Origin of the sequence: Campylobacter sp. IFREMER_LSEM_CL1097 (assembly GCF_025772225.1) — a bacterium.
Taxonomy (GTDB): domain Bacteria; phylum Campylobacterota; class Campylobacteria; order Campylobacterales; family Campylobacteraceae; genus Campylobacter_D; species Campylobacter_D lari_D.
This window is the reverse complement of record NZ_JAKMRT010000008.1, coordinates 56,531-83,472: the sequence shown is the minus strand read 5'-3', so window position 1 is coordinate 83,472 and position 26,942 is coordinate 56,531. Positions and strand designations below refer to the sequence as shown.

The window sequence follows — 26,942 nt, the reverse complement described above, 5'->3', positions numbered from 1 at the left end:
TTGGATTTTTTGAAGTGGAGAAAGATTATATTGGATTACAAGTTTAACCACAAGTAGAGCGACTGCTATTGCTATTAAACCTACTATAATTTGAGCAGATAAGGCTTTTTTAATAGGATTTGTATAAGCACGATTTTCTGTAATTGTACAAACTTTAAAATTTTGATTTATGGTAGAATTACACATTACTTCATATAATGTATTTTTATCATCTTGAACTTGAAATAAAGAGTCTCTATTATCTGGATCTAAATAGTATGACGGATTTGTGTTTATAATTTTTGATATATTTATGCCTAATTGGTCTTTTGTTAGTATTTTATCTTGATTTTCGTGAAACATTATTTCACCTTCATTGTTGTATACTACCGCATAAGTAGTAGCAGATCTACCAAAAGCTAATACATCTTTAGAAAAAGAACTTAATGCATAATCGCCACCAACAACACCTATAAATTTTCCATTTTTGTATACAGGTGCAGCATATGTCATGGTAACGGTATTATCTGTTGATGACTTATAAGGATTAGTTGTAATAACTGTTTTTGCTTGTTTTGCTTGAGTATACCAAATACTATTTTGTAAATTAAATCCATTTTCAGGATTTAAAAATTTTCCATTTGATAAAAATACACCATTTAACTCTTCAATTCCAAAAAAAGTTAGTTGAAAATTAAAAGCTTTTTGAAAAGATGAAATAAGCGATAAAATCTGTTCTCTATCATCTAATGGTGCTTTAGAGAGTTCGCTTGCTAAAGTATTTATAGCATTTCTTTTGCTTTGACCATAATTATTAAAAGTTAGAGTTACATCATCCATTGTTTTTAATTGAACATCTTTTATGAGTTCAAAAGTATTGTTTTTGGTTTGAAAATAACCCAAAATACTAACTATACTTAATATGGTGATAATTAATAGTCCAACTATTGAAGTCATTTTGCCTGATACATTCAATTTTAACATTATTTTTGTGTTCTCCTTGTTTTTGATTTTACCTTATATTTTAAAATATAATAATTTTATATCTAACTTTATCATTATATTTTAAAAAGTTTATTGTATTTACGGAATTATATTATAAAAAAATAATTTTTTTATTAATTTATAATAAAAATAATTTTTATATATATTTAAGATTAGTTTGATATAATTTCAACTTTAATGCGGGAATAGCTCAGGGGTAGAGCACAACCTTGCCAAGGTTGGGGTCGCGAGTTCGAATCTCGTTTCCCGCTCCATTATCACCCGCCCGGGTGGTGGAATTGGTAGACACAAGGGACTTAAAATCCCTCGGAATTTTTCTTCCGTGCCGGTTCAAGTCCGGCCTCGGGCACCACTTTTTGGTAACTCAAGGCGACATAGCCAAGCGGTAAGGCATGGGCCTGCAAAGCCTTGATCTCCGGTTCGAATCCGGATGTCGCCTCCAATGCGATGTTAATACTTGATATTTTTATTCTTTTACGGGAGATGGCTGAGTGGTCGAAAGCGGCGGTCTTGAAAACCGTTGAGGGTCACACCTCCAGGGGTTCGAATCCCTTTCTCCCGGCCACTTTAACATAATTTTTCATATTTTGTTTTACATTTAAAAAGATATTTCTTAATTTCTTTAAGAAATTAAGAAAATTATTCTAAGTCTAAAACCCCGCCTTTGCTAGCATTACTAACAAGCTTTTGATACATTTTAAGCCATCTTGAATTTATTTGCTTATAAGGTATTTTAAAATTTGCTTTGCGTTTAGCAATTTCATCTTGGGCTAAATTTGCATTAATGCTGTAAGTATCTACATCAATTTCTATCTCATCACCATCTTTTAAAAGCGCTATAAGTCCACCTTCTGCAGCCTCAGGAGAAATATGGCCTATGCTAAGTCCTCTTGTAGCTCCGCTAAAACGACCATCTGTTATAAGTGCAACTTTAGCACCAAGCCCCATGCCTGTGAGCAATGAAGTCGGACTAAGCATTTCTTGCATACCAGGTCCACCTTTTGGCCCTTCATAGCGTATCACGCACACATCGCCTTCTTTAACTTTACCTTTTATAATGCCTTTAATGGCTTCTTCTTGAGAGTTAAAACAAACTGCTTTTCCTTTGAATTTACGCTCGCCCATAATACCTGCAGTTTTTATCACACAGCCTTGCTCAGCCAAATTCCCAAAAAGTATAGCAAGCCCACCTACATTTGAATAGGCATTGTCTATTTTTCTTATAATGTTTTCATCTTTAATATCAGCATTCTCAATGCGATCTTTTAAAGTTTTTCCACTAATATCTAGAGTGTCAAGTTCTAAAATATGGCCTGGTTTTTTAGCTATTTCAGCTATTACTGCACTTACTCCACCTGCTTTGTGTATATCTTCCATATATATTGTGTTTAAAGATGGAGCGATTTTGGCTATATGGGCCACATTAGCACTGATGTGATTGAGCTCTTTTATATCCAAATTTACACCTGCTTCATAAGCAATGGCAAGCATATGTAAGATAGTATTTGAGCTTCCACCCATAGCCATATCAACAACTAAAGCATTATTAATGGACTTTTTAGTAATAATATTGCGAATTTTAAAACGCTCATCTAGTGCAATTTCACAAATTCTACGCGCAGCTTTTCTTAAAAGCTCTTCTCTTTCTTTGCTAAGTGCTAAAATAGTTCCATTTCCTTCTAGTGCTATACCCATAGCCTCGCATAAAGTATTCATAGAATTTGCAGTAAACATACCCGAGCAAGATCCACCGCTAGGACAAGCTTTGCATTCTATATCTTTTAAATCGTCTTCATCGATTTTTTTAGCCTCATAAGCTCCCACTGCTTCAAAAACAGAACTTAGACTGATTTTTTCTCCATGTTTATTTACTCCTGCTTTCATAGGTCCGCCACTAACGAAAATAGTCGGCACATTAACTCTTAAAGCCCCCATGAGCATACCTGGAGTAATTTTATCACAATTTGGGATACAAATTAGTGCATCAAGTTGGTGTGCATTCATCACTGTTTCAATAGAGTTTGCGATGATTTCACGACTTGGTAAAGAATAAAGCATACCATCATGCCCCATAGCTATACCATCATCAACACCTATGGTGTTAAATTCAAAAGGAATACAGCCATTTTTTTGGATTTCATCTTTAATGATTTTTGCATATTCATTTAAGAAAAAATGTCCTGGGATGATATCTATATAGCTATTTGCCACACCTATAAAAGGCTTATTAAAATCTTCATCATTTAAGCCACATGCTCTAAGTAAAGAGCGATTTGGTGCTTTTAAGTGTCCTTTTTTGATTGCGTCACTTCTCATTTGCATCCTTTTTTAAAGTAAAAACTATCATTTTATGCTTTTATTTTGCAATTTTTGCTTAAATTTTTTAAACTTAAATAGTATTTTAAAGAAAATTATTTAAAATGTGCAATTATTTTGATTTAAGGAATGTAATGCTTTTAACTAATCCAGTATTTATAGGCGTTTTGTTAATGACGCTTTTGTGTTTTTTTAGGTTTAATGTTTTACTTAGTGTTTTGCTTTCTGGGCTTTTTGTAGGTATTTGGTCTAAATTTATGCATATGGAGCATTTAAGTTTGGTGGATTTTTTTACCCAACTTCCACAAGCTATGATGGATTCTATGAAAGTTTTAATCGATGGTATGCAAGGGAATTTGCAAACAGCACTAAGTTATATTTTGCTTGGAGCGGTGGCCGCTGCTATATCAAAAACTAATCTAACGGCATATTTGATTAAAATAGTTTCGCATTATATTTCACATAAAAAATACTTACTTATACTTTCTTTGGCACTTATTGCTTGTTTTTCGCAAAATTTAATCCCTATCCATGTAGCTTTTGTACCTTTGTTAATTCCACCTTTGTTGAAACTTTTTAATAAATTAAAAATAGATCGTAGAGCCATAGCTTGTGCGCTAACATTTGGACTTACCACACCTTATATGGTGGTGCCTTTAGGTTTTGGGCTTATTTTTCAAACTTTGCTTGTGGATAATTTAAATTCAAATGGGGTGCAAATTAGCCTAGGAGAAGTTTCTCAAACTATGGCTTTTGCAGCTATTTGTATGTTAGTTGGTTTATTTTTGGCTGTGTTTGTATTTTATGCTAAGCCAAGAGAATATCAAGAAGAACAAATTGCCAAAATGGATTTTGAAAATCTAAAAATGAGTAAAAAAGAATGGGGAGTTTTAGCTGGCCTTGGATTGACTTTGATTTTGCAAATTTTGACGCACAATTTACCTTTATCAGGGCTTTTAGGTTTTGTTTTGATGGTGATTTTGGGTGGAGTAGAGTATAACAAAGTTAATTTAGTTTTTGATGATGGGCTTAAAATCATGGGTTATATAGCTTTTGTAATGCTTGTTGCTTCAGGATATGGAGAGGTTTTAAAACAAAGTGGAGGTATAGCTGAGCTTGTAAAAACAAGCGTGCCTTTTATGGAGCAAAGTCACTTTTTAGCTATTTTTATTATGCTAGCTATAGGTCTTTTAATCACTATAGGTATAGGCAGTTCTTTTGGTACTATTCCTATCATCGCCGCCTTATTTTGTCCTATATGTATAGAACTTGGTTTTTCACCTGCTGCAATTATTTTTATCATCGGTGTTGCTGGAGCTTTGGGCGATGCAGGATCACCTGCTAGTGAAACGACTTTGGGAGTGAGTGTAGGGCTTAATGCAGATAAGCAAGGTGATCATATAAAAGATACTTGTATACCAACCTTTTTATGCTTTAATGGCTCTTTGCTTATCTTGGGTAGTGTTATAGCATTTTTCTTAATTTAAAATATTAAAAGTCTAAAAAGGCTTTTAATATTCAAATTCTTCCATATAACCACAATCAATTGTAAGAATTTTCATTTGAAATGATTTTATAAACTCGATTATAGGTTCAACTCCACCATAAGGAAAAGAAATGGGGTAAAAATATAATTTGGCGATATTTTCCTCTATTTTTTCTATGGAGTGAAAATAGTATTCTCCATTTCCTATGCAGTCAAAAATATCATCAAACTCCCAACAATCTTTGCTTGAGAAATATTCTAATTCTTTTTTGCTGTAAAAATTATATATACTTTTATCTGTGTATAAATCTTCTATTTGTAAATTCTCATCTTTTAAGATTTTGATATAATTAAACAAATCGCACAATCTTTTAAAAGACTTTTCATTATTAATAATAAACTTAATAAAGCAAAATTTTTCCATTTTAATACATTAACAATATTCCACTTGAAAGTCTGCTTGAAGATTTATTATACTCAATAAGACTCTCACCGTATCCGTTAAAATACTGAGTGTAAATATATAAGCCATTGTTAGAAATTTTATAAGCTCCGCTTATTTCTACTGCACCGCGGTTATTAGCAAAATTTAAATTATTACGCCACAATATATTGATAAAATAATCATCTTGGGTATAAGCAAGATTAATATCAAAATTACCTAAATATTTTTCTATGTCAGGATTATCATCTTCTGAACTTTTTTCAGGAATTCTTAGCCAAACTCTAGGTATGAACATAAAATCGCCAAAAAACCATGCATTGCTTAGATAAATTCTATTCCATGATCTTGATTTTGGATCATTTTGCCCGTTAGATTCATGTAATAAGCCTATGCGTACATCTTTTAAATTCTCAAAAGCACCATATCCGCTTATAGGAAAGTTGATAAAAAATTCAGGTAAATAGTTTGTTTCTCTAAAAGGAGCAGAATGTTTATAAAGTTGCCACCATGAAATTTGTGTATAGCCTATGTTATAACTTTCATTTAAACCCAAAAGATTTTCAAAAAGAGTTTTTTTAAGGCTTACTTGAAATTTAGTTTCAGTGCTTTTATAATCTCTCTTGCTAAAACTATAAGAAACAGGCATAAAATAGCTAAGATTATGCGTGCTAATACCAAAAGGATTGTATGATTTTTCTGTGCCAAGGTAGTTTGCTAAAGCTTCATTTTTTGGATTAATATCATCTAATTTTTTCTCTTTGGATGTATTTTGCTCAAAATTAAAAGACTTTTCTAAACTTGTTTCTTTTTGTTTTTCTTTTAAAGCTAAGCTTTTATAAATTTGCATAGCTTTTTTGTACTTACCTTGATTTTCATATTCTAAGGCTTGATTGAATAAATCCTCATTTGCTAAAGCACTAAAAGCACATACTATGGGTAGAATTGTCTTTTTCATGAAGCCACTTTTTATATTCTTTAAAATAATTTAAATTTATAAACTCATTATCATCTTCAAATTCTATAAATTCTGCTTTCATTGTATCACAAAAAAGGGCTAATTTGTGGTTGTTTTCTTGTAAAAATTGCAAAGTTTTTTCAAAATTCCTACTATGGTAAAATCCACATAAATAATGCTTGTATTTTTTTGTGCTTGCTAAGAGTATATTTTGTGATTTTAGATGATCAAAAAGCTTGTAAAAACTTTCTTTGTTTATGTTTGGAGTATCCACGCTAAGGATAAATACATAGGTATTTTTAAAATGTTTAAGTATGGAATTTAAGGCAATGAGTGGAGAGTAGTTGTTTAAATCCTCATCTAAAATAAGTGCTAAGTTTTTTTGATGAAATTTATCTTTTTTGCTGCTAATAAAAACTTGATTAAAAATCCTTGACATTTTTTCATATTGATAAAGAGTTAAGTTTTTATTATCTACTTGTAATAAGCTTTTATCTTCTCCCATACGCGAAGATTTTCCTCCGCATAAAATCACACAAGGATAGGGAATTTTTTCACTCATAAAAAACCTCATAAATTCATCAAAATATTTTATAATACATTTATGAAATATACAGATTTAATACAAATAAAAGATTATTTTAAACAATTTCAAAGACTAAATTATCTCAAACGCCTTGATGATAATATCTTAGAGCTTAGCTTAGATCATCAAGCTTTTATACTAGACTTAACGCGTGGAAAAAGTGGAATTTACCAAGATAAACTCCAAGCAAAAGTCTATAATGCACCTTTTGATTTTATGCTAAAAAAATACTTCTCTAACGCAAAGATTTTAAATTTAGAAGTATTAGAAAATAATAGAATTTTATCTTTTGAAGTTTTATCAGAAAAATCTTACAAAGCTTATGGGGCTAAGATTTATTTTGAATTTACAGGAAAAAACACTAATGTAATCATCACAGACACTGATGATATTATCATAGAAGCTTTGCGTCATATAGATAAAAGCTACCGCGTTGTAAAAATAGGCGAAAAACTCCAAGCTTTAAAAGCTTATGAGATAAAAGAAGAATTTGTAAAGATTGATGATTTTAATGTGTATTTTAAAGAAAGTGCTAAAAAGTTACAGCAAGATCGCTTAAAAGATATAAAAGAAAATAAACTTTTAAATATAGATAAAAAAATCTTTACCCTTAAAGAGAGCATAGAAAATTTAGAACAAGAAAGTAATTTATTAAAAAAAGCTCAAGAATTAAGCCAAAAAGCAGATGTTTTGTTTGCTAATTTAAATTTTTTAAAAGATTATCAAAGAGAATTTATTTTGCAAGATTTTAATGCAAATGAGCTTGCTTTTAAGCTCGAAGATACTCCTAAAAACAGTGCGAATGAATTTTATAAAATGGCAAAAAAATTAAAACAAAAGGCTAAAAATATCAATATAGAAAGAGAAATTTTAAGTGAAAAACTTGATTTTTTAATAAATTTAAAAGACTTAATTGCTAAAAGCACCTCTTTGAGAGAATTAGAAGTTTTAATGCCTAAAAAAACGAAAAAAACAAAAAAAGAGGAACTAAATGCAGGGGTTAGTAGCTTTTATTTTGATGAGTTTAAAATCAGCGTAGGACGCAATGAAAAAGCTAATGAATACTTGTTAAAAATAGCTAAAAAAGATGATATTTGGCTGCATGTGAAAGATTATCCTAGTGCACATGTGATCATTACTTCAAATAAATTAAAAATAAGTCAATTAGTGCTAGAATTTGCAGCAAAGCTTTGTGTGGAATTTTCCAAGCTAAGTTCTGGAGTTTATTTGGTCGATTATACTAGTAAGAATTTTGTAAAAATAAAAGAAAAGGCTTTTGTAAATTATACAAATTATAAGACTTTAAGCGTTTTAAAGGAGTAAGTATGCCTATAAGTCCCATAGGTGGTATTCATTTTGCTAACCAAAATGCACCAGTACATTCAGCACAAGCTAGTAATGAATTGGCAAAAGATTCTTTTGCAACTTTGGTAAATATGAGTGAATTTCAAGCAAAAGAAAAGGCGGTTGAAAAACTTGAAAAAGTTAATCAAACTCATGAAGTAAGCGATGAGGTAAAAGAAAGGCAAGAGGAAGAAAAAAAGCATTCTAAACATCATCAAGAACAAGAGCAAGAAGATGAAGATGAACAAGAGGGGCAAGAAGTAGTTAAAAAAAGTTCTCATTTGCTTGATTTAAGTATATAGAAAGGATAAAAATGTTTTCAAAGACAAGAATTCTTAGTGCTATTGTGATGATAGCTGTGATAGCTGTTGTTGCTTTAGTGGATAATTTTTTGATTAATTTTGCGATTTTTGGTGTTTTATTGTTTTTGGCATTTAATGAAGCAAAAACTATGTTTAAAAGCAAACATGCAAGTGTTTTTGTAGCTTTGTGTGTTTTTGCAATAGGAGCATTTTTAGATAAACCTTTCTTTATAGGCCTTTTGGCTTTGATTTTGATTTTAGGATATTTAGTTTATAAAAAAAGTGAAAATTTAAATGAACTTATGCCTTATATATATCCTACTTTACCTATTTTAATGCTTTATCAAGTATTAAGTTATGAGGGTATGTTTGTATTATTTTGGCTTATAGTGATTGTTGTTGCTTGCGATAGTGGGGCGTATTTTATAGGAAAACTAATTGGCGAGAGAGCTTTTTCTCTAACAAGTCCAAATAAAACCTTAGAAGGTGTTGTAGGTGGCATTGTTTGTGCGGGGATTTTAGGAACCATCATAGGCTCTTTTGAATTTAGCTTGGTAAAAAGTATTTATATATCTTTAATCGTAGCTATTTTTGCTGTGATAGGGGATTTGCTTGAGAGTTATTTTAAAAGACAAGCAGGTATTAAAGATAGTGGTAATTTAATCCCAGGGCATGGGGGAGTTTTAGATAGAATTGATGCTGTTATCATTGCAGCATTTGCAATGGCAACTTTAGTATGATCGTACTTGGAAGCACGGGAAGTATAGGAGTTAATACTCTTTTTATTGCTCAAGAAAAAAACATAAACATAGAAGCCTTATCTTGTGGTAAAAATATCAAGCTTTTAAATGAGCAAATAGCTCTTTTTAAGCCTAAATTTGTATGTATACAAGATGAAAAAGATAAAACCTTAGTTGATCATGATAGGATTTTTTGTGGCCAAGAGGGTTTAAAAGCGATGATAGCTGAGTGCAAAAGTTCTTTAGTGGTAAATGCTATAGTAGGTTTTGCAGGCTTAAGTTCAAGTCTTATGGTGCAAAAGCTTGGTAAAATTTTAGCCTTGGCAAACAAAGAAAGCTTAGTAGTAGCAGGGAAATTTTTTGACACTTCTAAGATTAAAGCCATAGATAGCGAACATGCAGCACTAAAGTGCTTGATAGATAAAAGAAAAGATATTAAAAAGCTTTTTATCACAGCAAGTGGCGGGGCCTTTTATAATTATAAAATCAAAGATTTAAAAAATGTTAGCGTAAAAGAAGCTCTTAAGCATCCTAACTGGAGCATGGGAGCTAAGATCACCATAGATAGTGCTAGCATGTGTAATAAACTTTTTGAAATTATCGAAGCTTATCATCTTTATGGTATTAAACAAATAGATGCTTTGATAGAAAGAAAGTCTTTAGTGCATGCTTTATGTGAATTTAAAGATGGTGGTATGAGTGCATATTTTTCTCATGCAAATATGCGTTTGTCTATAGCTCAAGCGATTTTAGATGAGCATGATCAAAGCTTTATAGAAAATTTGGATTTGTTAGCTATGCCAAGTTTAAAATTTGAAAAAATTAGTTTAAAAAAATATCCTATATTTTTACTTAAAGATGAGCTTTTGAAAAAGCCTGACTTGGGTGTGATTATAAATAGTGCAAATGAATATATGGTGTATCAATTTTTAGCCCAAAAAGCGCAGTTTTTAGACATAGCCAAGGGTATTTTTAAAGCATTGGATTATTTTGGTGTGCCAAAGATTAACCAAATTGAAGATGTTTTTGAGTATGATAAGCAAGTTAGGCTTTATTTAGATAAGGAAATGAAGTGAGATATTTTTTAAGTATTTTGATTTTTATAAATGTGGTTTTTGCTTTAGAGTTTAGCGTTAAAGAAAATGGAAAAAGTTTAGATGATAATAATACGGTTTTAATCCTTGGAGGTATACAAGGAGACGAGCCAGGTGGGTTTCATGCTGCTAGTTTGCTTTTGAGTGATTATAATATCACTAAAGGTAAAATTATTGTCGCACCAAATTTAGCTTTTGAAAGTATTATTGCTAGAAATAGAGGAAATTTTGGAGATTTAAATAGAAAATTTGCCCATATAGATGAAAACGATCCTGATTTTCACACTATAGAGCGCATAAAAAAGCTTATTTTGGAACCTGAGGTAAATATGGTTATAAATTTGCACGATGGAAGTGGATTTTATAGACCTCAATATGAAAGCAAAGATAAAAATCCAAATCGCTGGGGCAATACTAGTATTATTGATCAAAGTGAGGTAAATTCTACTAAATATGCAGATTTGGAAAATATTGCTAAAGAGGCAGTGGAAAATATCAATAAAGCTTTGGTTAAAGAAGAACATCAATATCATTTAAAAAATACCAAAACCCAAGAAAGCAATGATAAAGATATGCTAAAGGCTTTAACTTATTTTGTGGTGTCAAATCACAAAGCAGCCTTTGCTAATGAAGCGAGCAAAAATTTACCAACGCATTTAAGAGTATATTATCATCTTTTGGCGGTGGAGTATTATCTAAAAAAGGCAAATATAGAATTTCAAAGAACTTTCGATTTAACTCCAAATGGAGTTTATAGAGCTATTGAAAAGCCTTTAGAGGTAAAACTTTTTAATGATAAAATTTTACTTTATCTTGATAAACCTGCTAGTGCTATAAATTTTTTACCTTTTCCTATTAATCAAGCTTTAAATTATGAAGCAAGTAATGAGATTACTGCAGTAATTTCCAATGCTAACTCATATTCAATCAATTATGGCAATCGCTTGCAAACAAGATTGTATCCTGAATATTTTGAATTTTCAAATGCTCTAGATAGTGTTGAAGTGATAGTAGATGGAAAAAATATACAAACAAATTTTGCTCAAAAAATTATGGTAAAAGATAATTTTAAAATACCTTCTATAGCAGGTGTAAGAGTTAATGTTATAGGTTTTGATAGAGGTGTTGATGAAAGTGATATTGTTATAAGCAAAAACCAAATGCAAAGCCGTTATTCTTTGGATAAAAAAAGAAAAATTTACAGAGTAGAATTTTATGAGCTAAAAAATGCAAATTTAGCCGATCAAGTTTTAGAAAGAAAGACTAATTTTAAAGAAATCAAAAAAGCAAATATACCTGCAAAAGCCATAGAAAAAGCAGAACAAAAAGATAAATTTATCGGTATGATTTTAGTGGAATTTCAATGAGAGATTTGATTCTTGCCATAGAAAGTTCTTGTGATGATAGTTCTATTGCTATCATTAATAAAAATAACTTTGAGTGTATCTTTCATACAAAAATTTCTCAAGAAAATGCCCATAGTGCTTATGGAGGGGTGGTGCCCGAGCTTGCCGCAAGATTACATAGTGAAGCTTTACCTAAGATTTTAAAAAAATGCCAAAAATACTTTGACAAACTTTGCGCCATAGCGGTTACAAATGAACCTGGCCTTAGTGTGAGTTTGATAGGTGGAGTAGCTATGGCTAAAATGCTTGCTATTAGTTTAAATTTACCGCTCATTGCGATTAATCATCTAAAAGGGCATATTTATTCTATGTTTTTAGATAAAAAAGCTAATTTTGATATGGGTGTATTGCTTGTAAGTGGTGGGCATACTATGGTGCTTTTTATTAATGAGCAAGGTAAAATCACAGAATTAGCAAGAACAACCGATGATAGTTTTGGAGAAAGCTTTGATAAAGTAGCAAAAATGATGGATCTTGGCTATCCTGGTGGAGCTATCATAGAAAATTTAGCTAAAAATGTAAAAGAAAGTGATTTAGAATTTAGCATACCCTTGCTTTATTCTAAAGATTTAGCTTATAGTTTTTCAGGGCTTAAAAACCAAGTACGTTTGGAAATTTTAAGAGAAGAATTAAGCTTGGAGCGTAAAAGTAAAATTGCCTTTGCATTTCAAAAAGCAGCCATAGCTCATATTTTAAACAAGTTAGAAAAAATTTTTAAAGAGTATAAATTTAAACGCTTTGGTATAGTAGGCGGAGCTAGTGCAAATTTAAGCTTAAGAAGTCAAATAGAGCATTTATGTCAAAGTTATCAATGTGAGCTTTTGCTAGCTCCGCTTGAGTATTGTTCGGATAATGCTTTGATGATAGCAAGGGCAGCTTGTGAGGCTTATGAGCGTAAAGAATTTGTAAATATAGAAGATGATCTTATAAAGCCTAAGGTAAAAAACTTACAAGGCATATTATGAAAAAAGCTTTTACTATTATAGAGCTTGTGTTTGTAGTAATTATACTTGGAGTTTTAGCTGCGGTTGCTCTGCCAAAATTTAGCACAAGTAAAGATGAGGCAAGTGTAGTTCAAGCTTTGGGAAATTTAAAAATTTTTATTAATGATATAAGTGCTTATATATTAAAAAATGAAAGTCTTTCAAATATAGCTTTAATGAGCAATGTAACAAATATAAAAAATGAAGACTTATCAAATTTGCAAAATTCCACCAAAGAACTTGATTTTAGTGTAGGAAATGATGAACAGTGTTTTAAGGTGCTTTTTGTGGATAAAGAAAGCATTTTGCTTTTAGCGCTTATAGTAGATAATGCTCAAAAAAGCAAAGCCCAAAATATAGCAGATTTAAAAAATCAAGCTTTGAAAGATCCTAAAAATCAAAGTATAAAAACTCAACTAGATGAAGCTTTAAATGCTTTTAGCCAAAGTGAATTTGCAAGCACTTCAAAATCCAAAGCTTGTCAAGGTCTAATCCACTCTAAAGCTTTTAAAGATTTAGCTACTAGAGTGTATTTTCTAAGTGGTAGTTAAAAATACACCCCTCCACTTAAATACAATTTCATTCTATGTTCATCATCGTATTTATATTGATGTAATGCTCTAGCTGCATCAAGTTTTATATAATACTCATTAGCTTTATTATAAAGTATTTGTAAGCCTACTGCATCTAAAAAATGCTCATCTGCTAGTCTATCCCCTGAAGCTTTTTCATACCAAGCATAACCTACATCATAAAAAGGAGTAAAATAAAAATTCGTATTTGGTATATTTATTCTTATACCAAAGTTAGCTACTATGGTATTATCTCCATCACCTTCTCCATTATCATAAGCTCTTACCCCATAAGCTCCACCTAAAGATGAACTCTCAGAAGAATCTAATTCAAAATTCCCTAATACCTTTTGATAGTTTATATTTAAAGTATGAGTAATATACTCATTAATACTATAATAATTATTCAAACTAGCATTGAGTTTTCTAAACCAACCCATGCCATTACTATTATTTTTATAATTAGTGCCTAAAAAATTAACCCCATCGTCATAGACCTTGCCTAGGTTGATTTTGGTACTATAAATAAAAGTGTTATGAAAATTTCTAAATAAACCTTCTAAACCCATACTACCTACATTAGAATGCTTATTAAAAGTTAAAAATCCAGCACTTGTATCACTAAGTATTTTATGATAAATACTTGAAGTAAAGTAAAATGATGAATTGGTATTAATCCACACAGGATAAGAAAAGTCTATACCGAAATTTCTAGAAGTACCATAAAATCCGGCATTTTCATAATCTTCTCCCAAGGAATAATTTCCTTTTGATACACTTGGAGTAATTTTTAAATTTCCTAAAAAGAAAGTATAACTAGCCCCATAGTTAATTTGTTTTTCATTGCTTGATTGTAAGTAAAAATTATAATAATCTCCCATATTAAATATAGAATTAAATCCCATGCTGATGCCTATTCTATATTTACCAGAACTTTTAATACCATAATTATCAGCATATAATAATACATTAGCCTTAATATCAGGAACTACTTCTATAACTATATCAGTTTCACCTACATTCTCTCCTGCTTGTAAGCCTGCTAGGGTTTGTACTCCATACATTTCATTGACTTTATATGCGCTATCTTCTATTAATTTAGTGGAGATAATTCTACCTTTAAGTTTTTTATCTAATTTATCTTTTATGAAATGATCTTTGATCGAGGTTTTGTTTTCTATTATGTGTTTTCCAAATACTCCTAAAGCAATGTTTAGTTCTATATTGCCATCTTCAAAATTTTGTTTTGGAATAAACACTGTTGCAGCAGGATAGCCATTAACTTGGAAATAATAAGCAACAATATTTGATACATCTTGCAAATCTTGGATATTAAATTTTTTCTGTTCATAATTTAATATGAGATTATGTAATTCCTCTTCTTCAATTCCTAAATTTTCAAAATCAATTCCTTTGTTTGTGATGTGAAAATTATAGTGAGTAAGTATTTCTTTTTCATAATGTTCTTGGTGTGTATTTATGATTTCTCTAGCATCTTGAAATTTTTCATAATTTTGTTCGGTTTTTAAATTTTCTTTTAAAGCTTTGTTTTGTGGTATATTTCTATCAGGGGATAATTCTATTATTTTTATATTGTCATTTGTAGCTCGTAAAGCACATGCTAAGATTAAGGTGCAAACAATAATCTTATACATTTAACTTTCTTTAATTAGCACAAGGGTTCATAGCTTTAAACCCATCACTTACAATACAAGTTTTTTTACGAGCTTCTATATCAAGTTCCCCAATTTCTTTGATTATTATTTCATCTTTAACTAAATCATCTCCTAAAGAATTAAATAAAAATAAATTAGCAATATTGTCATTAATCATTGCAGGATAGTTTTGACTATTGTTTAGACTTGATTTTGCTTGATTGTTTTCTAGTGTAGGAATGCTAGGAATACTAGGTGTTAGATCAGTCCAAGGTAAATCAGGTTCAACAGGAATACTAGGTGTTAGATCAGTCCAAGGTAAATCAGGTTCAACAGGAATACTAGGTGTTAGATCAATGCTTTCTAAAATAGGTTTATATAAGTCATATTGATAATCTCCCATTATTAAAAAACTACCTTTATTGTGTTGATATTCTATTTTATTTTTAATTTCTGCTAATCCTAATTTGGAAGCTATTGTTTCTTGTTGTTTTTCTAGCATATTGATATTTTTAAGTAATTGAGCTAGCTTATTAGGATCTAGTGAAGAATTGTTTTTTATATAGTCATTATAAGATTTTTCTGCTATTTGAAGTTGTAATTTTATATTTTCCAATTCTTTTAGAAGTTGTTGCGAATTTAAAACTATATCTTTTAATTCTCCTTTTAGAATTTCTAATATACTTATTTTTTTCTCAATTGTTTTGTCTATATTTGATTTTATATTGTTTTGATAAAAATCTTTTACACCTTCTTCAAATTTATCATTATTTGCATTATTTAATCCATTGTTTTGATAAGCCATTATAAAATCTAAACTTTGAACTATCTTCAAGGCTTGTGATTTATTATTTGCTGTATCTTTGATGAAGTATTTTGCCACAAAATCTACTTTTTCATCTTCTGTCATTAGATTATAATCTTTTTCTGCTAACATATCCAATAAAACATCAATATATATTTTATAATGCTGATTGATAAGATCTGCTAGAATTTCATTTTTGATGACATCTTCATATAAATCATCTTTACCAAGGATGGCTTCTTCTTGTATGATATTGTCTATATTTGGGTAATTAATTTCTATTTTATTTGAAAAATCTGGTTTTTTTGGTAGTTCTATAATAGGTCTTGCTATTGTATTATCTTTACTTAAAAAATCTTCAAATTTTAAATTTTTATTATCATCATTATAGGTATGAATATTAATTTTCATATCTTTCCATAATTTTAAGTCGCTAAAAACATCATTAAAATCATTTTCATGATGATAAATATGTATATTCTTAAAAGCTAAATTTACATTTTTATCGTTATAGGCACTAATAAATTTTCCACTTAAATTTTTACCATCATTTGCAAAAGATTGTATTTGGGAGTCATTTTCAAAAAATAAATATATATTTTTAAAATCTAAATTAAATTTTTGAAACATTGAACGCCCTTCAATATATCCGATAAACCCAGCAGCATTGGCAAAGTCTTTTTGTCCATAAGCTTGTATATTTTTTATATCATATATGCTTATGTTAGAAAAACTTCCTTTACCTTCTTTTTGAATCCATCCTGCAAAACCTCCAACATTCACCATTCCACTTTTGTCTTTTTCAATCTTGCCTGAAATAGTGTCAATATTTTTTATTGTGATATTTGAAAGAGATAAATTATCACTTCTATATCCTTCTATTTTTCCTGCAAAGCCACCGCTTGCAGCACGAGTGCCTTCCATGGAGTTATTATTAATGCTTTCTATTTTTTCAGCTTCTATGCTAATATTATCAAAAACACCTCCATTAGCAAAACCTACAAACCCGCCAGCATAAGCATTTCCTGTATCAAAAAAATCTTCTTCCAACGAGCCATCTTTGTTATCTTGACTAATGCTTTTTACATTTTTAACACGCACATTGATGTTTTTAAAATAAGTATCACCAGAATCAATACTTCCTACAAATCCACCAGCATAAGTATGGCGTAAAGTAGTAAAAGTGGAGGTTATGTTGTTTATATCTAAATTTATATTTTCAAGATCAGCATAGCCTATATTACCTGAAAAACCACCTGTAACAAAACCTCCATTAATTTCATCAATTTGTCTTATATCGATATTGCTAAATTTTCCTCCCCATACTTCTCCGGCAAAACCACCTGTATATGTTGCTTTTGTTGTTTTATCATTAATAATTTTATTTATTTGTGATATGTTTATATTTTCAAATTTTCCATTGTTAATTCCACCTACAAAACCTCCAATATGTGATCTATTTTCAAGGCTAATACCGCTGATTTCTCCTATTGATTTTATATCAATCTTGTTAAAGTTAGCACCATTAACATATCCTATAAAACCTCCTGCGTAGAGGTTGTTTTTATTTTGTGTAGAGATTTTAGAGATATTTTTTAACTCTATATTTTCAAATTTACTGCCACCACTTGCATGTCCTACAAAACCTCCAGTATACATTGAGTTTGATAGAATAGAATTATCGTTATAATCAATTACTATATTTTTAAATTCAGAACCATTAGCATTTCCAAATATACCAACATATCTTAAAGAATCTGATAATACATTTGTATCTATGAATATATTTTTTAAAGCAAAATTTTGTCCGTCAAAAATTTTATTATAAAAGCTATTATCTTCTATAATTTCCCAATTATCATTGTAAATAGGATATATTGGTGCAACCATATCCTTCTATACAGTAATTTGCATAGTTTTTTCCTTTAAAATCTATATCATTTGTTAGTCTGTATTCGGTAGCTGTATTTCTAAAATCTTTTTTATTTTCATTCCAACCTTTGGCAAAATGCCACCAATCAACATCTGAAGATATTCCTACAAAATCATATATGTTAAAGGAGTTATTATGTTTTATATTTTGAAAATCAGCTTGTTTAAGTTTATCAAAAACTGCAAAAGAATTAGGATCGTAGTAATATCCACTAGCATTTAAATATATAGAACCTCTTTCTTTAGCGCTTACTTCTAATTTTGATAAAGAATTTGCGTTTATATTTGATGTATCAATGTCTATTTTGTTTCCTATAAGTTTGATGTTTTTTGAGTTGATTTTAGTTAATAAATCATTTGAATTTTTAATATTTGAATTTAATAAAATTTTATTTCCTATAAAGACAACTTCTTCAGCGTTAATATTTCCCATATTAACCACATTGCCATTGTTTTTATCTAATTTTATAATGGGTGATTGTATGGTGTTTGTTTTTCCATTTGCAAATTTTTGTATTTCATCAGAACTTATTGATGAGGTTGAAGCTACAAAGCGATTGGCATTGATAGTTCCTGTTTTAGTTATGATTACTCCATTAGGATTGATTAAAAAGACATTATTGCCACTTGCATTTAATAAACCTTCTATGGTGGATTTACTTGTACCATGAGCAATGTTTAGGTAGTTTTTATTGTTTCCATTAAAATTTACACTTTCACCTTTGCCTATGCTAAAGCCACCACCCCATTGTATTACAGAATTTTGCCCATTTCCGTGGATATTCATATGATTATCATTTATGCTAATAGAACCACTAGTTCCATGTGTAAATTTACCACCACTAGGTAGCGCTAGACTTTGATCAAATAAGATAGAAATAACAATACCAGATAAAAGAATATGGTTAGAAAAACTAGACATCAGCTATCCTTAAATAATTATTAATATCAATATGTAATTTTTAAATATATTATAACAAAATTTATTTATAGTTAAATAAAAATAAATAAACATAAACAATATAAATAATTTATTATGCATATTTTTGTTATATAATTTACTTTTAGAGTTAAGGTTTAGATTAAATGAAATTTTTAGTTTTTTTATTTAAAGAAAGCAAATTAAAAATCATTCTTTTTTTGCTTTTTAGTATTTTTACGAGTATATTAGGTGTATTGACTTTAGTTTTTATCAATGAATTTTTATTAAAAGCTAATCTTGAAAACTCAAATATTATCGTGTATTTTGTGCTTTTGTTGCTTGTATTTTTTGCGAGTTCTTCTTTTGTAGAAATTGCTTTAAGCTCGTTTGGACAAAGTTTTATTTTTAAAATGCAAAGAAGGGTTGTAAAGCAAATTTTAGATACAAGTGTTTTGAGTATTTTAAATACTACTAAAGCAAAGATTTTGGCTTCTTTGAATAATGATGTGCGTAGTATTTCTTTTGGACTTTTAAGACTTCCTGAATTCATACAATCAAGTGTTTTGATTATTTGTGTAAGTGCTTATATAGCTTATCTTTCTTTAGAAATTTTCTTTTTGTGTTTTGTGTGGATAGTGTGCGTTTTTTTGGTGGATAATTTTTTAATGAGTAAGGTGTATTTTTATTTTAAAAATGCTAGGGAAAATGATGATGCTTTGCAAAAAAACTATCAAAATATTTTACAAGGGCATAAAGAATTAACCTTAAATCCTTTAAGGGCAAAGTATTATTATGAAAACGAGTTTGAAAAAAATGCTCTAAAAAAGAAAAAAAGCTCCACTATAGGAAATATCTTACATATCTTATCTAATAATTGGAGTAATAGTGCCATGCTAGCTTTAGTAGGAGTGGAGTTTTATATAGCTTTAAGCTATGAACTTGCTAGTTTGCAAAGTGCTACTACTATTGCTTTAAGTGTGCTTTTTTTAAGATCGCCACTTGGAGCTATGATAGGAAGTTTTCCTACGCTTATGATGGCAAAAATCGCTTTAGATAAAATTTCAAATTTAAATTTAGAAAATTATTCTCATGAGTTTAAAATTAGTCAAAATAAAAAAACTTGGCAAAAACTTTGTTTTAAAGATGTATCTTTTTCTTATAATGAAAATTTTGCACTAAAACCTGTAAATTTTGAGCTTAAAAAGGGCGAATGCGTATTTTTAATAGGGAAAAATGGTAGTGGTAAATCTACTTTTTCTATGATTTTAGCAGGACTTTTTATAGACTTTAAAGGGGATATTTTTTTAGATGATGAAAAAGTAACTTCAGAAAATATTTATGAATATAGAAGTTTAATTAGTGCGATTTTTAGTGATTTTCATTTATTTGAGCATATTTTAGAAGATGAGAAATTTAGCAAAGAAGACTTGGTATACTGGCTTGAAATTTTAGAACTAAATGAAAAAGTAGAGCTTGTGGAAAATAATTTTAGCACTATAAAGCTCTCGGCTGGACAAAAAAAGCGCCTTGCTATGCTTAATGCTTTACTTGAAAAAAGAGATATTTTAATATTAGATGAGTGGGCAGCTGATCAAGATCCTATGTTTAGAAAGTTTTTTTACACTAAGCTTTTGCCACTTTTAAAGCAAAAAGGCATTACAATATTTGCTATAACACATGATGAAGTATATTTTGACATGGCTGATAGAATTTTACTCGCACAAAATGGTCAAATTTGTGAATTAAAAGGCGATATTAAAGAACTAGCAAAAAATGCAGTAGAAAAATTTTAAAGGATAAAAATGAAAAAATTATTTATTTTATGTTTATTTTTAGGAGTAAGTTTGATGGCAAAATCTTTTGAGCTTGTAAAAGAGCCTGTTCTAACTTCGCAAATGGTTGAAGGGATTTTGGATCTTGCAAAGAAAGAAGCAAGAAAAAATGGCTTTCATGTAAGTATTACCATAGTAGATAAATCTGGTCAAATTTTAGCAGTTTTAAGAGATGATAAAGCAGGTGTGCATACGATTAATGCTAGTTATAAAAAAGCCTACACAGCCACTTCGCAAAAAAGAGAAACAGCAGTTATTTTTAAAGGTGTAAAAGAGGGTAAAATACCTGAAGATATTCGTTATTTAGATGATAAATTTTCTATTATGCCTGGTGGGGTACCGATTTTTATAGATGGAGTTGTTGTTGGTGGTATAGGTGTGGGTGGAGCACACTTAGATGAGGATGTAAAAATAGCAAAAGCGGGGATAGCGTTTTTAAAATAGGCTTTGAAAAATCAAAGCCTATTGTCACTTAGCTTTTGCATAAATTTCTTTTTCAATGTTTATGTAAAATTGTGCGATAGCTTTGTAAGCTTCTTCCCAAGCTTTTAGTGTAGTTTCATCTGCATTTAATACTACTTTGATAGCCTTTAAAAGACAAGCACCTACTATAGGGTAATGCTCTTCTTTGACATTTAATTTTGTATGAGTGATAGCTACTTTATCAACAAAGCTTCTCATATTTTCTAAATTTTCTACATTTTTTGCTGCCATTAAAATAGCCATCGCTAAAGCTTTTGGTTGCTCGCCTGAAGCTTGTTTTTCCATATTAAACATAGGTTTTACTTCAGGATATTCTTCAAACATGATTTTATAAAATTCTTTTGTCAAAACTTCACCATTTTTTTGTAAAATTGGTACACAATCTTTGATGATTTGAATTTGCTCTTGTGTCATTTTATCTCCTTTGTATATTGTATTTTTGATGATTATATAAAAATAAGAGAAAAAATATCTTGATTTATGTTAATTTTGTATTATTTTATTTTAAATTGATTATGTATATCAATTTAAGTAAATATAAAGTGAATTATTAATATAATAATCCTTATCAATTTCAAAATTTAAAATTAAGGAAATTTATAAAATGAAAGCAAAAGTAGTTTTACTATCTTTACTAGCTGCTATGAGCTTAAGTGCTCAAGAGCTTACGATTTATTCTCATCGTCATTATGATTCTGATAAAGGAATTTTCAAATTATTTCAAGAAAAAACAGGCATTAGTGTAAATGTGGTGCAAGCTAAGGCTAATGAGCTTGCTAAAAGATTAGAAGTTGAAGGTAAAAATTCAAAAGCAGATTTATTTATGACTGCTGATGCGGGAAATTTAGAACAAGTTCGCACAAATAATCTTTTTGTTTCAGTTAGCTCGCCTGAGCTAGAAAAACTTTCTCCAAAAGAGCTAAGAGGCAAAAATAACGAATGGTATGCTTTTACAACAAGAGCAAGAATCATCATCGCTTCTAAAGATAGAATTAAAGATGGAGAGATTAAAACTTATGAAGATTTAACTGATCCTAAATTTAAAGGTAAGATTTTAGTAAGAAGTTCAAATAATGTTTATAATATTTCTTTGTTAAGTGCTATGATAGATACTTTGGGCAAAGAAAAAGCAAAAGAATGGGCACAAGGCATAGCAAATAATCTTGCACGCACTCCAAAAGGTGGGGATCGTGATCAAATTCGTGCAATCTATGCAAAAGAAGGCGATGTGGCTATATCAAATAGTTATTATCTAGGACATTTAGCAAATTCAAAAAATCCTAAAGATGTTGAAGCTGCAAATTCAGTAAAAGTGATTTTTCCAAACCAAGATGATAGAGGAACACATATCAATGTAAGTGGTATAGGTGTTTTAAAAACTTCTAAAAATAAAGAAGCTGCGGTTAAATTTATCGAGTTTATGCTTTCAAAAGAAGCACAAGAAATTTTAACAAACCAAAACTATGAGTATCCAGTAAATAAAGAAGTAAAACCTGCTAAAATTTTACAATCTTGGGGCGAGTTTAAAGTAGAAAAGCCAAATTTCGAAGCTTATTGGGGTAATGCTAAAGAAGCTTTAATGATTTTTGATGAAGTTCAATGGAAATAATTTTAAGGAAAAATAAAATTTGAAATTTTTAAGTTTAAGGTGGTCTTTTGCCACCTTTTTTTTCTGTAGTTTAATCATACTGCCTATACTTGCTATTATCTTACACCTTCCTTTTATAGATATTAATACCTTAAAACATTTGAGTAAAAATGTCTTACCAAGGTATATTTTTGGTAGTGCTTTTATATTGTTTGGGACTTTAGTGTTGTGTTTGATTATAGGATTAATTAGTGCTTATTTGATAGCTTTTTATAAATTTTTTGGCTCGAAATTTTTTGAATGGTTTTTGATTTTACCTTTGGCTATACCTTCTTATGTAATGGGTTTTGTTTGGATTGATTTGTTTGAATTTCAAGGCTTAATTCCCACGCTTTTAGGTGTTGATAGGCGTATAGATATCATGAATGCATATGGCGTGATTGTGATTTTATCTTTTGCTCTTTATCCTTATGTGTATTTTTTTGCTAAAAATACCTTTGCTTATGGACTTGGAAATATCATTTTAAGTGCCAAAACACTTAAGGCTTCTAATTTAAAAACATTTTTTAAAGTGATTTTGCCATTTTGCCGTGTGGGTATAGTGGGTGCTTTGCTGTTGGTGGCTATGGAGGTTTTGAGTGATTATGGTTTGGTGGCGTATTTTGGCGTGGATACTTTTAGTGCAGGAATTTTTAGAACATGGGGAAGTGGTGGCGATGAAGTCAGTGCTGTGGCTTTAAGCGTGGCTTTACTTGTATTTATCGCATTTTTAATGCTTTTAGAAAAAATTCAAAGAGGTAAAAAATGCTTTAATCAAAATGTGTTTTTACCTACCCCAAAAGATGAGTTAAAAGGCTTTAGGGCATTTTTAGCCTTTTTATGGTGCTTTTTAGTGGCATTTTTAGCCTTTGTCGTGCCTATTATGTGGCTTGTTTATTGGGCCGGGTTTGATTTTATGCAAAATTTAAGCAATGTCTTAACACCTGCATTTTATAGTCTTAGTGTGGCTTTGGTGAGTTCTTTTGCTATTGTAGGGGTGGCATTTTATTTATGTTTTATAGTGCGTTTAAATGATACAAAAGCTTCTAAAATCATCCTTTGGCTTACGACTTTGGGGTATTCTTTACCTGGAGCTGTGGTAGCTGTGGGAATTTTAGTGATTTTGGGTGTGTTAAATTATATTTTTGATCTTTTGTCTTTTGAGTATGCCATAGGTGGTGGATTTTTAGTGCTGTTTTTTGGATACTTTGTGAGATTTTTAGCTTCTGGAATTTTTGCAACCCAATCAGGCTATGAGAGAATTTCTAAAAATATAGACTATGCAAATTTAACCTTAAAATCAAAACCACTTAAAATTTTCACTCAAATTCATTTTCCTTTGATGAAACATTATTTAGCTTTAGCTGTGGTGATTATTTGTGTGGATATTTTAAAAGAATTACCTATTTCAACTATACTTTCACCTTCAGGTTTTCAAACGCTTTCATCGCTTGTATTTGCTTATAGTGAAAATGAGTTAATTTACAATGTTTCTTTGCCATCTTTGATTATAGTGTTATTTGGGATTATCCCTACATTTTTAATGCATTATTTGCAAAATAAAAACAACCAAAAAGGACAATAATGGAAATCTTAAAAATTGACAATCTTTACAAATCTTTTGGAAAAACAGAGGTCTTAAAAGGAATTTCTTTGAGCTTAAAAGAAGGCGAGATTGTCAGTATTTTGGGAGAAAGTGGCTGTGGTAAGAGTTCTTTGCTTGGTTGTATAGCGGGTTTTTTTGAAATCAATGATGGTAGTATTTATATAGGAGATAAACTAGTTGCTTCTAAGAGTATGTATTTAGCTCCACAAGAGCGTGATGTGGGAGTTTTGTTTCAAGATTATGCTTTGTTTCCGCACTTAAATGTAGAAGAAAATATATGCTTTGGTATAAGCTCTTTGGGTAAAAACGAGCAAAAACAAAGACTTGATGAGGTTTTGGAAATTTTAAGTTTAAATACACTTTTAAAGCGCTATCCAAATGAGCTAAGCGGTGGGCAAGCTCAAAGAGTAGCATTAGCAAGAACCATAGTTGCAAGACCAAAAATCATACTTTTTGATGAACCTTTTTCAAATTTAAATCACACTTTAAGCGTTAAAATGCGCAAAGAAATCAAAAATATTTTAAAAGAGCATAAGCTTAGTGCTATTTTTGTTACGCATGATAAAGACGATGCTTTTTATTTATCAGACAATATCGCTTTGATTAAGGATGGGAAAATTTTAGACTATGGAAGTGCTAAAGAGCTTTTTTGTAAGCCTAAAAATATAGATAGTGCTTGTTTTTTGGGCGAAGCATTTTTTATAGATCCAAATACAATTTTAGATGAGAATTTTAAAGCATATTTACAAAGTAAAAATGGCATTTTACGTCCTAGTGATATACAAATTTCAATAACACAAACTCCTTTAAAAGCTAGCGTTTTAGAATGTGTGTTTTATGGGGATTTTTATGAGCTAGGCGTGAGTTTGGAAGGACATATTTTTAGTATTTATCATCACAAAGAGCTTGGTAAAAATGATGAGGTTTATCTTAAGTTAAGTGATATAGAAAGCTTTTAATCACTCTAATTCATTTTCAAACATATCTAAAATTTGCTAAAGATTATAAAATAAAGTAAAATCACAGCAAAAAAAGGAAATAAATGATTAGTGTAGAATTGATAGAGCATATTTTTAAAGCTGCTTCTATATCAAGGTGGAATGATTATCCTAGAATGACAAATTTAGTCGAGCTTGATAAACAAGCACATAAATTTATCATTGCTTATTTCATTGCTAAAATGGAAAAAGATGTCAATATGCGTTTTATCATAGAAGCAGGAATTTTTGAGTTTTTAAGTAGGGTGGTAGTGACTGATATACGCCCTGATGTGTATCATGAGATAACGCGTGCAAAAAATGAGCAAGTAAGTGCTTGGGTGTTAAGTAAAATCGCACCAATGATTCAAGATATAGAAAACGGTGAGTTTTTAAAACGCTATGAGCTTTTTTTGCAAGGTAAAGATTGTGCAAAAGAAAGGCTTGTTTTAAAAGCTGCTTCTTATTTTGCGACAAGGTGGGAGTTTAATATAGTTTATCAAACTAGTTCATTTTTAAGTGATATTGATGAGATTAAGGCTAAGGTTGAAGAGGAATTAGAAGATTATTATGAGTTAATTGGCGCAAGAAAAATAGCCCTTAATCAAAAAATTTCTAAAATAATCGATCTAAGCGGACGCTTGCGTTTTCAAAAAAGATGGGCACAAACTCCAAGGATTCCAGAAACTGCGGTTTTAGGACATATGCTTGTGGTAGCTATTTTGTCTTATTTTTATTCTTTAGAAGTAAAAGCATGCGATGGTAGGATAGAAAGCAATTTTTATTGTGCTTTGTTTCATGATTTGCCTGAAAGTTTAACTAGAGATATCATCTCTCCGGTAAAATATGGCATAGATGGTTTAAATGAAATCATCAATGAGTATGAAATGAAACTTATTAATGAGAAAATTTTACCTTTTATACCACTATCTTTTAGAGAAGAATTTAGTTATATACTTGGTATTAGAGAAGGACAAAATGAAGAAAGTGCCTTTGTAAAAAATGAATTTGAAAATCGTATTTTTAATAACAAACCAAGTGTTTATAGTGGTAGTTTAGATGCGGTTAATGAGGATCGTTTTAAGGCTATTGATGGAAAGGCTTTGAAATATTGTGATAAGCTAGCAGCTTTTATAGAAGCGGCTTTATCGATTAGCTATGGAGTAAAGTCTAAAGAGCTTGAAAGCGGTTTTGTGGGAATGTATGAGTATTTTAAAACAAATCCGACTATTAATGGGGTAAATTTCTTTAGGATTTGTGAGGATATTAAAGGGTATTTTAAACTTTAAAACCCTCTCCCAGATGACTGCGGCACACACTAAGTCTAAGTGCTCTGCTGTGTTCCCACCCTGAAGCGGTGCTTAAAAATAGCATTGCACAGGTCTAAGAGAAGGCAGTTGAAATAATATCTTAAAATATCTTAAAAAACATTGAGGTGAAGTATGTTGAGTATATTTGCAAATTTTTTATCTAAATTTAGAGAATTTTTTGTTCCTAGTCATCTGTCTTTAGAATTTAGAGCAAAATCTTTTGCGGCTATTATTGTGGCAAATAAAAATATAAAAGCAGAAATTTGGCAAGTTTTAGCTGATATTGCTAGCGAAATTTATCCAAAAGATAAAAGCAGGCAAGCAATTTTGGTGCAAACTTCTAAAGAATATGTAGATAGAGTTTTAAAAAGTGAGCTTAGTTTGGATACTTTACTTAAAAATATTGCTTTGCTTTTGAAAAAAAATCCAAGATATATACAAAAGATAAAATTTGATAAACTTGAGCGTTTAATAGATAAAAATGAAGAAGAATCTTTGGTTCAGCTTAGGGTGTATGAATTTTTTGAGCAAGAGGTAAAATATATCTTAGAGCAAAAAAATATAAATAAAACATGAAAAG

24 protein-coding genes, 4 tRNA genes and 1 other RNA gene are annotated in these 26,942 nt (G+C 29.9%); 19 read left to right on the top strand and 10 right to left on the bottom strand.

All coding sequences use genetic code 11. The features are described 5' to 3' along the window. Positions 1 to 963: cache domain-containing protein (locus tag L8W64_RS05035; protein ID WP_263673008.1), on the bottom strand; the 963-nt coding region annotated here is incomplete at its 3' end. Positions 964 to 1,163: 200 nt separating this feature from the next. On the opposite strand from L8W64_RS05035, the gene L8W64_RS05030 reads away from it, so the two are divergent. The 4 genes from L8W64_RS05030 (at position 1,164) to L8W64_RS05015 (ending at position 1,549) form a co-directional block, all read left to right on the top strand. Next, a tRNA-Gly gene (locus L8W64_RS05030) sits at positions 1,164 to 1,238 on the top strand. A 9-nt stretch (positions 1,239 to 1,247) separates the two neighbouring features. Continuing rightward, a tRNA-Leu gene (locus L8W64_RS05025) sits at positions 1,248 to 1,336 on the top strand. A gap of 16 nt (positions 1,337 to 1,352) precedes the next feature. After that, positions 1,353 to 1,426, top strand: a tRNA-Cys gene (locus L8W64_RS05020). A gap of 35 nt (positions 1,427 to 1,461) precedes the next feature. Next, a tRNA-Ser gene (locus L8W64_RS05015) sits at positions 1,462 to 1,549 on the top strand. 74 nt (positions 1,550 to 1,623) lie between these two features. On the opposite strand, the gene ilvD is transcribed toward L8W64_RS05015, so the two are convergent. Then, on the bottom strand, positions 1,624 to 3,300 hold the full coding sequence (gene ilvD / locus L8W64_RS05010) for a dihydroxy-acid dehydratase (protein WP_263673007.1): 1,677 nt from the start codon (positions 3,298 to 3,300) through the stop codon (positions 1,624 to 1,626). Positions 3,301 to 3,434: 134 nt separating this feature from the next. On the opposite strand from ilvD, the gene L8W64_RS05005 reads away from it, so the two are divergent. After that, positions 3,435 to 4,787, top strand: coding sequence for a Na+/H+ antiporter NhaC family protein (locus tag L8W64_RS05005; RefSeq protein WP_412174902.1), 1,353 nt, complete (start codon positions 3,435 to 3,437; stop codon positions 4,785 to 4,787). 24 nt (positions 4,788 to 4,811) lie between these two features. Here L8W64_RS05005 and L8W64_RS05000 read toward each other — a convergent pair whose 3' ends face one another. The 3 genes from L8W64_RS05000 to L8W64_RS04990 all read right to left on the bottom strand — a co-directional run bounded on the left by L8W64_RS05000 (position 4,812) and on the right by L8W64_RS04990 (position 6,748). Continuing rightward, positions 4,812 to 5,144 (bottom strand): hypothetical protein, encoded by a 333-nt coding sequence (locus L8W64_RS05000; protein ID WP_263662300.1) that lies wholly within the window; start codon positions 5,142 to 5,144, stop codon positions 4,812 to 4,814. A 67-nt stretch (positions 5,145 to 5,211) separates the two neighbouring features. After that, a complete protein-coding gene (locus L8W64_RS04995; protein ID WP_263673005.1) occupies positions 5,212 to 6,186 on the bottom strand; it encodes a phospholipase A in 975 nt (324 codons plus the stop codon). Beyond that, on the bottom strand, positions 6,149 to 6,748 hold the full coding sequence (locus tag L8W64_RS04990; protein WP_263673003.1) for a molybdenum cofactor guanylyltransferase: 600 nt from the start codon (positions 6,746 to 6,748) through the stop codon (positions 6,149 to 6,151). Before L8W64_RS04990 ends, L8W64_RS04995 begins: the two co-directional genes overlap by 38 nt. A gap of 42 nt (positions 6,749 to 6,790) precedes the next feature. On the opposite strand from L8W64_RS04990, the gene L8W64_RS04985 reads away from it, so the two are divergent. The 7 genes from L8W64_RS04985 to L8W64_RS04955 are packed head-to-tail and all read left to right on the top strand — an operon-like array spanning position 6,791 to position 13,192. Then, positions 6,791 to 8,095 (top strand): NFACT RNA binding domain-containing protein, encoded by a 1,305-nt coding sequence (locus L8W64_RS04985; RefSeq protein WP_263673001.1) that lies wholly within the window; start codon positions 6,791 to 6,793, stop codon positions 8,093 to 8,095. Positions 8,096 to 8,097: 2 nt separating this feature from the next. Continuing rightward, the gene (locus L8W64_RS04980; RefSeq protein ID WP_133319048.1) at positions 8,098 to 8,418 is read left to right on the top strand and encodes a hypothetical protein; all 321 of its coding nucleotides are present in this window, start codon (positions 8,098 to 8,100) and stop codon (positions 8,416 to 8,418) included. A gap of 11 nt (positions 8,419 to 8,429) precedes the next feature. After that, positions 8,430 to 9,158: a phosphatidate cytidylyltransferase gene (locus tag L8W64_RS04975; protein WP_220566711.1), complete on the top strand. Its 729-nt coding sequence runs from the start codon at positions 8,430 to 8,432 to the stop codon at positions 9,156 to 9,158. Next, positions 9,155 to 10,234: a 1-deoxy-D-xylulose-5-phosphate reductoisomerase gene (gene dxr / locus L8W64_RS04970; RefSeq protein ID WP_263673000.1), complete on the top strand. Its 1,080-nt coding sequence runs from the start codon at positions 9,155 to 9,157 to the stop codon at positions 10,232 to 10,234. Before L8W64_RS04975 ends, dxr begins: the two co-directional genes overlap by 4 nt. Then, on the top strand, positions 10,231 to 11,619 hold the full coding sequence (locus L8W64_RS04965; RefSeq protein WP_220566709.1) for a M99 family carboxypeptidase catalytic domain-containing protein: 1,389 nt from the start codon (positions 10,231 to 10,233) through the stop codon (positions 11,617 to 11,619). Before dxr ends, L8W64_RS04965 begins: the two co-directional genes overlap by 4 nt. Next, positions 11,616 to 12,623 (top strand): tRNA (adenosine(37)-N6)-threonylcarbamoyltransferase complex transferase subunit TsaD, encoded by a 1,008-nt coding sequence (gene tsaD, locus L8W64_RS04960; RefSeq protein WP_263672999.1) that lies wholly within the window; start codon positions 11,616 to 11,618, stop codon positions 12,621 to 12,623. The genes L8W64_RS04965 and tsaD overlap by 4 nt, the downstream gene beginning before the upstream one ends. After that, the gene (locus tag L8W64_RS04955; RefSeq protein ID WP_318529424.1) at positions 12,620 to 13,192 is read left to right on the top strand and encodes a type II secretion system protein; all 573 of its coding nucleotides are present in this window, start codon (positions 12,620 to 12,622) and stop codon (positions 13,190 to 13,192) included. The genes tsaD and L8W64_RS04955 overlap by 4 nt, the downstream gene beginning before the upstream one ends. Here the strand turns inward: L8W64_RS04955 and L8W64_RS04950 are convergent. The 3 genes from L8W64_RS04950 to L8W64_RS04940 are packed head-to-tail and all read right to left on the bottom strand — an operon-like array spanning position 13,189 to position 18,527. Then, the gene (locus L8W64_RS04950; RefSeq protein ID WP_263672997.1) at positions 13,189 to 14,868 is read right to left on the bottom strand and encodes a ShlB/FhaC/HecB family hemolysin secretion/activation protein; all 1,680 of its coding nucleotides are present in this window, start codon (positions 14,866 to 14,868) and stop codon (positions 13,189 to 13,191) included. The two genes, L8W64_RS04955 and L8W64_RS04950, sit on opposite strands and share 4 nt — an antisense overlap. Before the next feature lie 10 nt (positions 14,869 to 14,878). Then, positions 14,879 to 17,563 (bottom strand): hypothetical protein, encoded by a 2,685-nt coding sequence (locus tag L8W64_RS04945; RefSeq protein ID WP_263672996.1) that lies wholly within the window; start codon positions 17,561 to 17,563, stop codon positions 14,879 to 14,881. Beyond that, positions 17,532 to 18,527 (bottom strand): filamentous hemagglutinin N-terminal domain-containing protein, encoded by a 996-nt coding sequence (locus tag L8W64_RS04940; protein ID WP_263672995.1) that lies wholly within the window; start codon positions 18,525 to 18,527, stop codon positions 17,532 to 17,534. The genes L8W64_RS04945 and L8W64_RS04940 overlap by 32 nt, the downstream gene beginning before the upstream one ends. Positions 18,528 to 18,691: 164 nt before the next feature. On the opposite strand from L8W64_RS04940, the gene L8W64_RS04935 reads away from it, so the two are divergent. Together L8W64_RS04935 and L8W64_RS04930 are read left to right on the top strand one after the other, a co-directional pair. After that, positions 18,692 to 20,320 (top strand): multidrug ABC transporter permease/ATP-binding protein, encoded by a 1,629-nt coding sequence (locus L8W64_RS04935; protein ID WP_263672994.1) that lies wholly within the window; start codon positions 18,692 to 18,694, stop codon positions 20,318 to 20,320. Between the two features lie 9 nt (positions 20,321 to 20,329). Then, on the top strand, positions 20,330 to 20,803 hold the full coding sequence (locus L8W64_RS04930; RefSeq protein ID WP_133319039.1) for a GlcG/HbpS family heme-binding protein: 474 nt from the start codon (positions 20,330 to 20,332) through the stop codon (positions 20,801 to 20,803). Positions 20,804 to 20,827: 24 nt separating this feature from the next. Here L8W64_RS04930 and cgb read toward each other — a convergent pair whose 3' ends face one another. Continuing rightward, positions 20,828 to 21,256 (bottom strand): single-domain globin Cgb, encoded by a 429-nt coding sequence (cgb, locus tag L8W64_RS04925; RefSeq protein WP_133319038.1) that lies wholly within the window; start codon positions 21,254 to 21,256, stop codon positions 20,828 to 20,830. Between the two features lie 190 nt (positions 21,257 to 21,446). Between cgb and L8W64_RS04920 the strand changes: the two genes are divergently transcribed. The 4 genes from L8W64_RS04920 to L8W64_RS04905 all read left to right on the top strand — a co-directional run bounded on the left by L8W64_RS04920 (position 21,447) and on the right by L8W64_RS04905 (position 26,341). Then, positions 21,447 to 22,451, top strand: a complete 1,005-nt coding sequence (locus L8W64_RS04920) for an extracellular solute-binding protein (RefSeq protein WP_263672993.1) — start codon at positions 21,447 to 21,449, stop codon at positions 22,449 to 22,451. 19 nt (positions 22,452 to 22,470) lie between these two features. After that, positions 22,471 to 24,054, top strand: a complete 1,584-nt coding sequence (locus L8W64_RS04915; RefSeq protein ID WP_263671526.1) for an ABC transporter permease — start codon at positions 22,471 to 22,473, stop codon at positions 24,052 to 24,054. Continuing rightward, complete coding sequence (locus L8W64_RS04910) at positions 24,054 to 25,034, top strand: ABC transporter ATP-binding protein (protein ID WP_263672991.1); 981 nt, start codon at positions 24,054 to 24,056, stop codon at positions 25,032 to 25,034. The genes L8W64_RS04915 and L8W64_RS04910 overlap by 1 nt, the downstream gene beginning before the upstream one ends. Before the next feature lie 83 nt (positions 25,035 to 25,117). Continuing rightward, positions 25,118 to 26,341, top strand: coding sequence for an HD domain-containing protein (locus L8W64_RS04905; RefSeq protein WP_263659558.1), 1,224 nt, complete (start codon positions 25,118 to 25,120; stop codon positions 26,339 to 26,341). Between the two features lie 3 nt (positions 26,342 to 26,344). Here L8W64_RS04905 and ffs read toward each other — a convergent pair. Then, positions 26,345 to 26,442: signal recognition particle sRNA small type (gene ffs, locus L8W64_RS04900), an RNA gene on the bottom strand. Between the two features lie 52 nt (positions 26,443 to 26,494). Here ffs and L8W64_RS04895 point away from each other — a divergent pair. After that, positions 26,495 to 26,938, top strand: a complete 444-nt coding sequence (locus tag L8W64_RS04895) for a hypothetical protein (protein ID WP_133319033.1) — start codon at positions 26,495 to 26,497, stop codon at positions 26,936 to 26,938. The last annotated feature ends 4 nt before the right edge of the window (positions 26,939 to 26,942 follow it).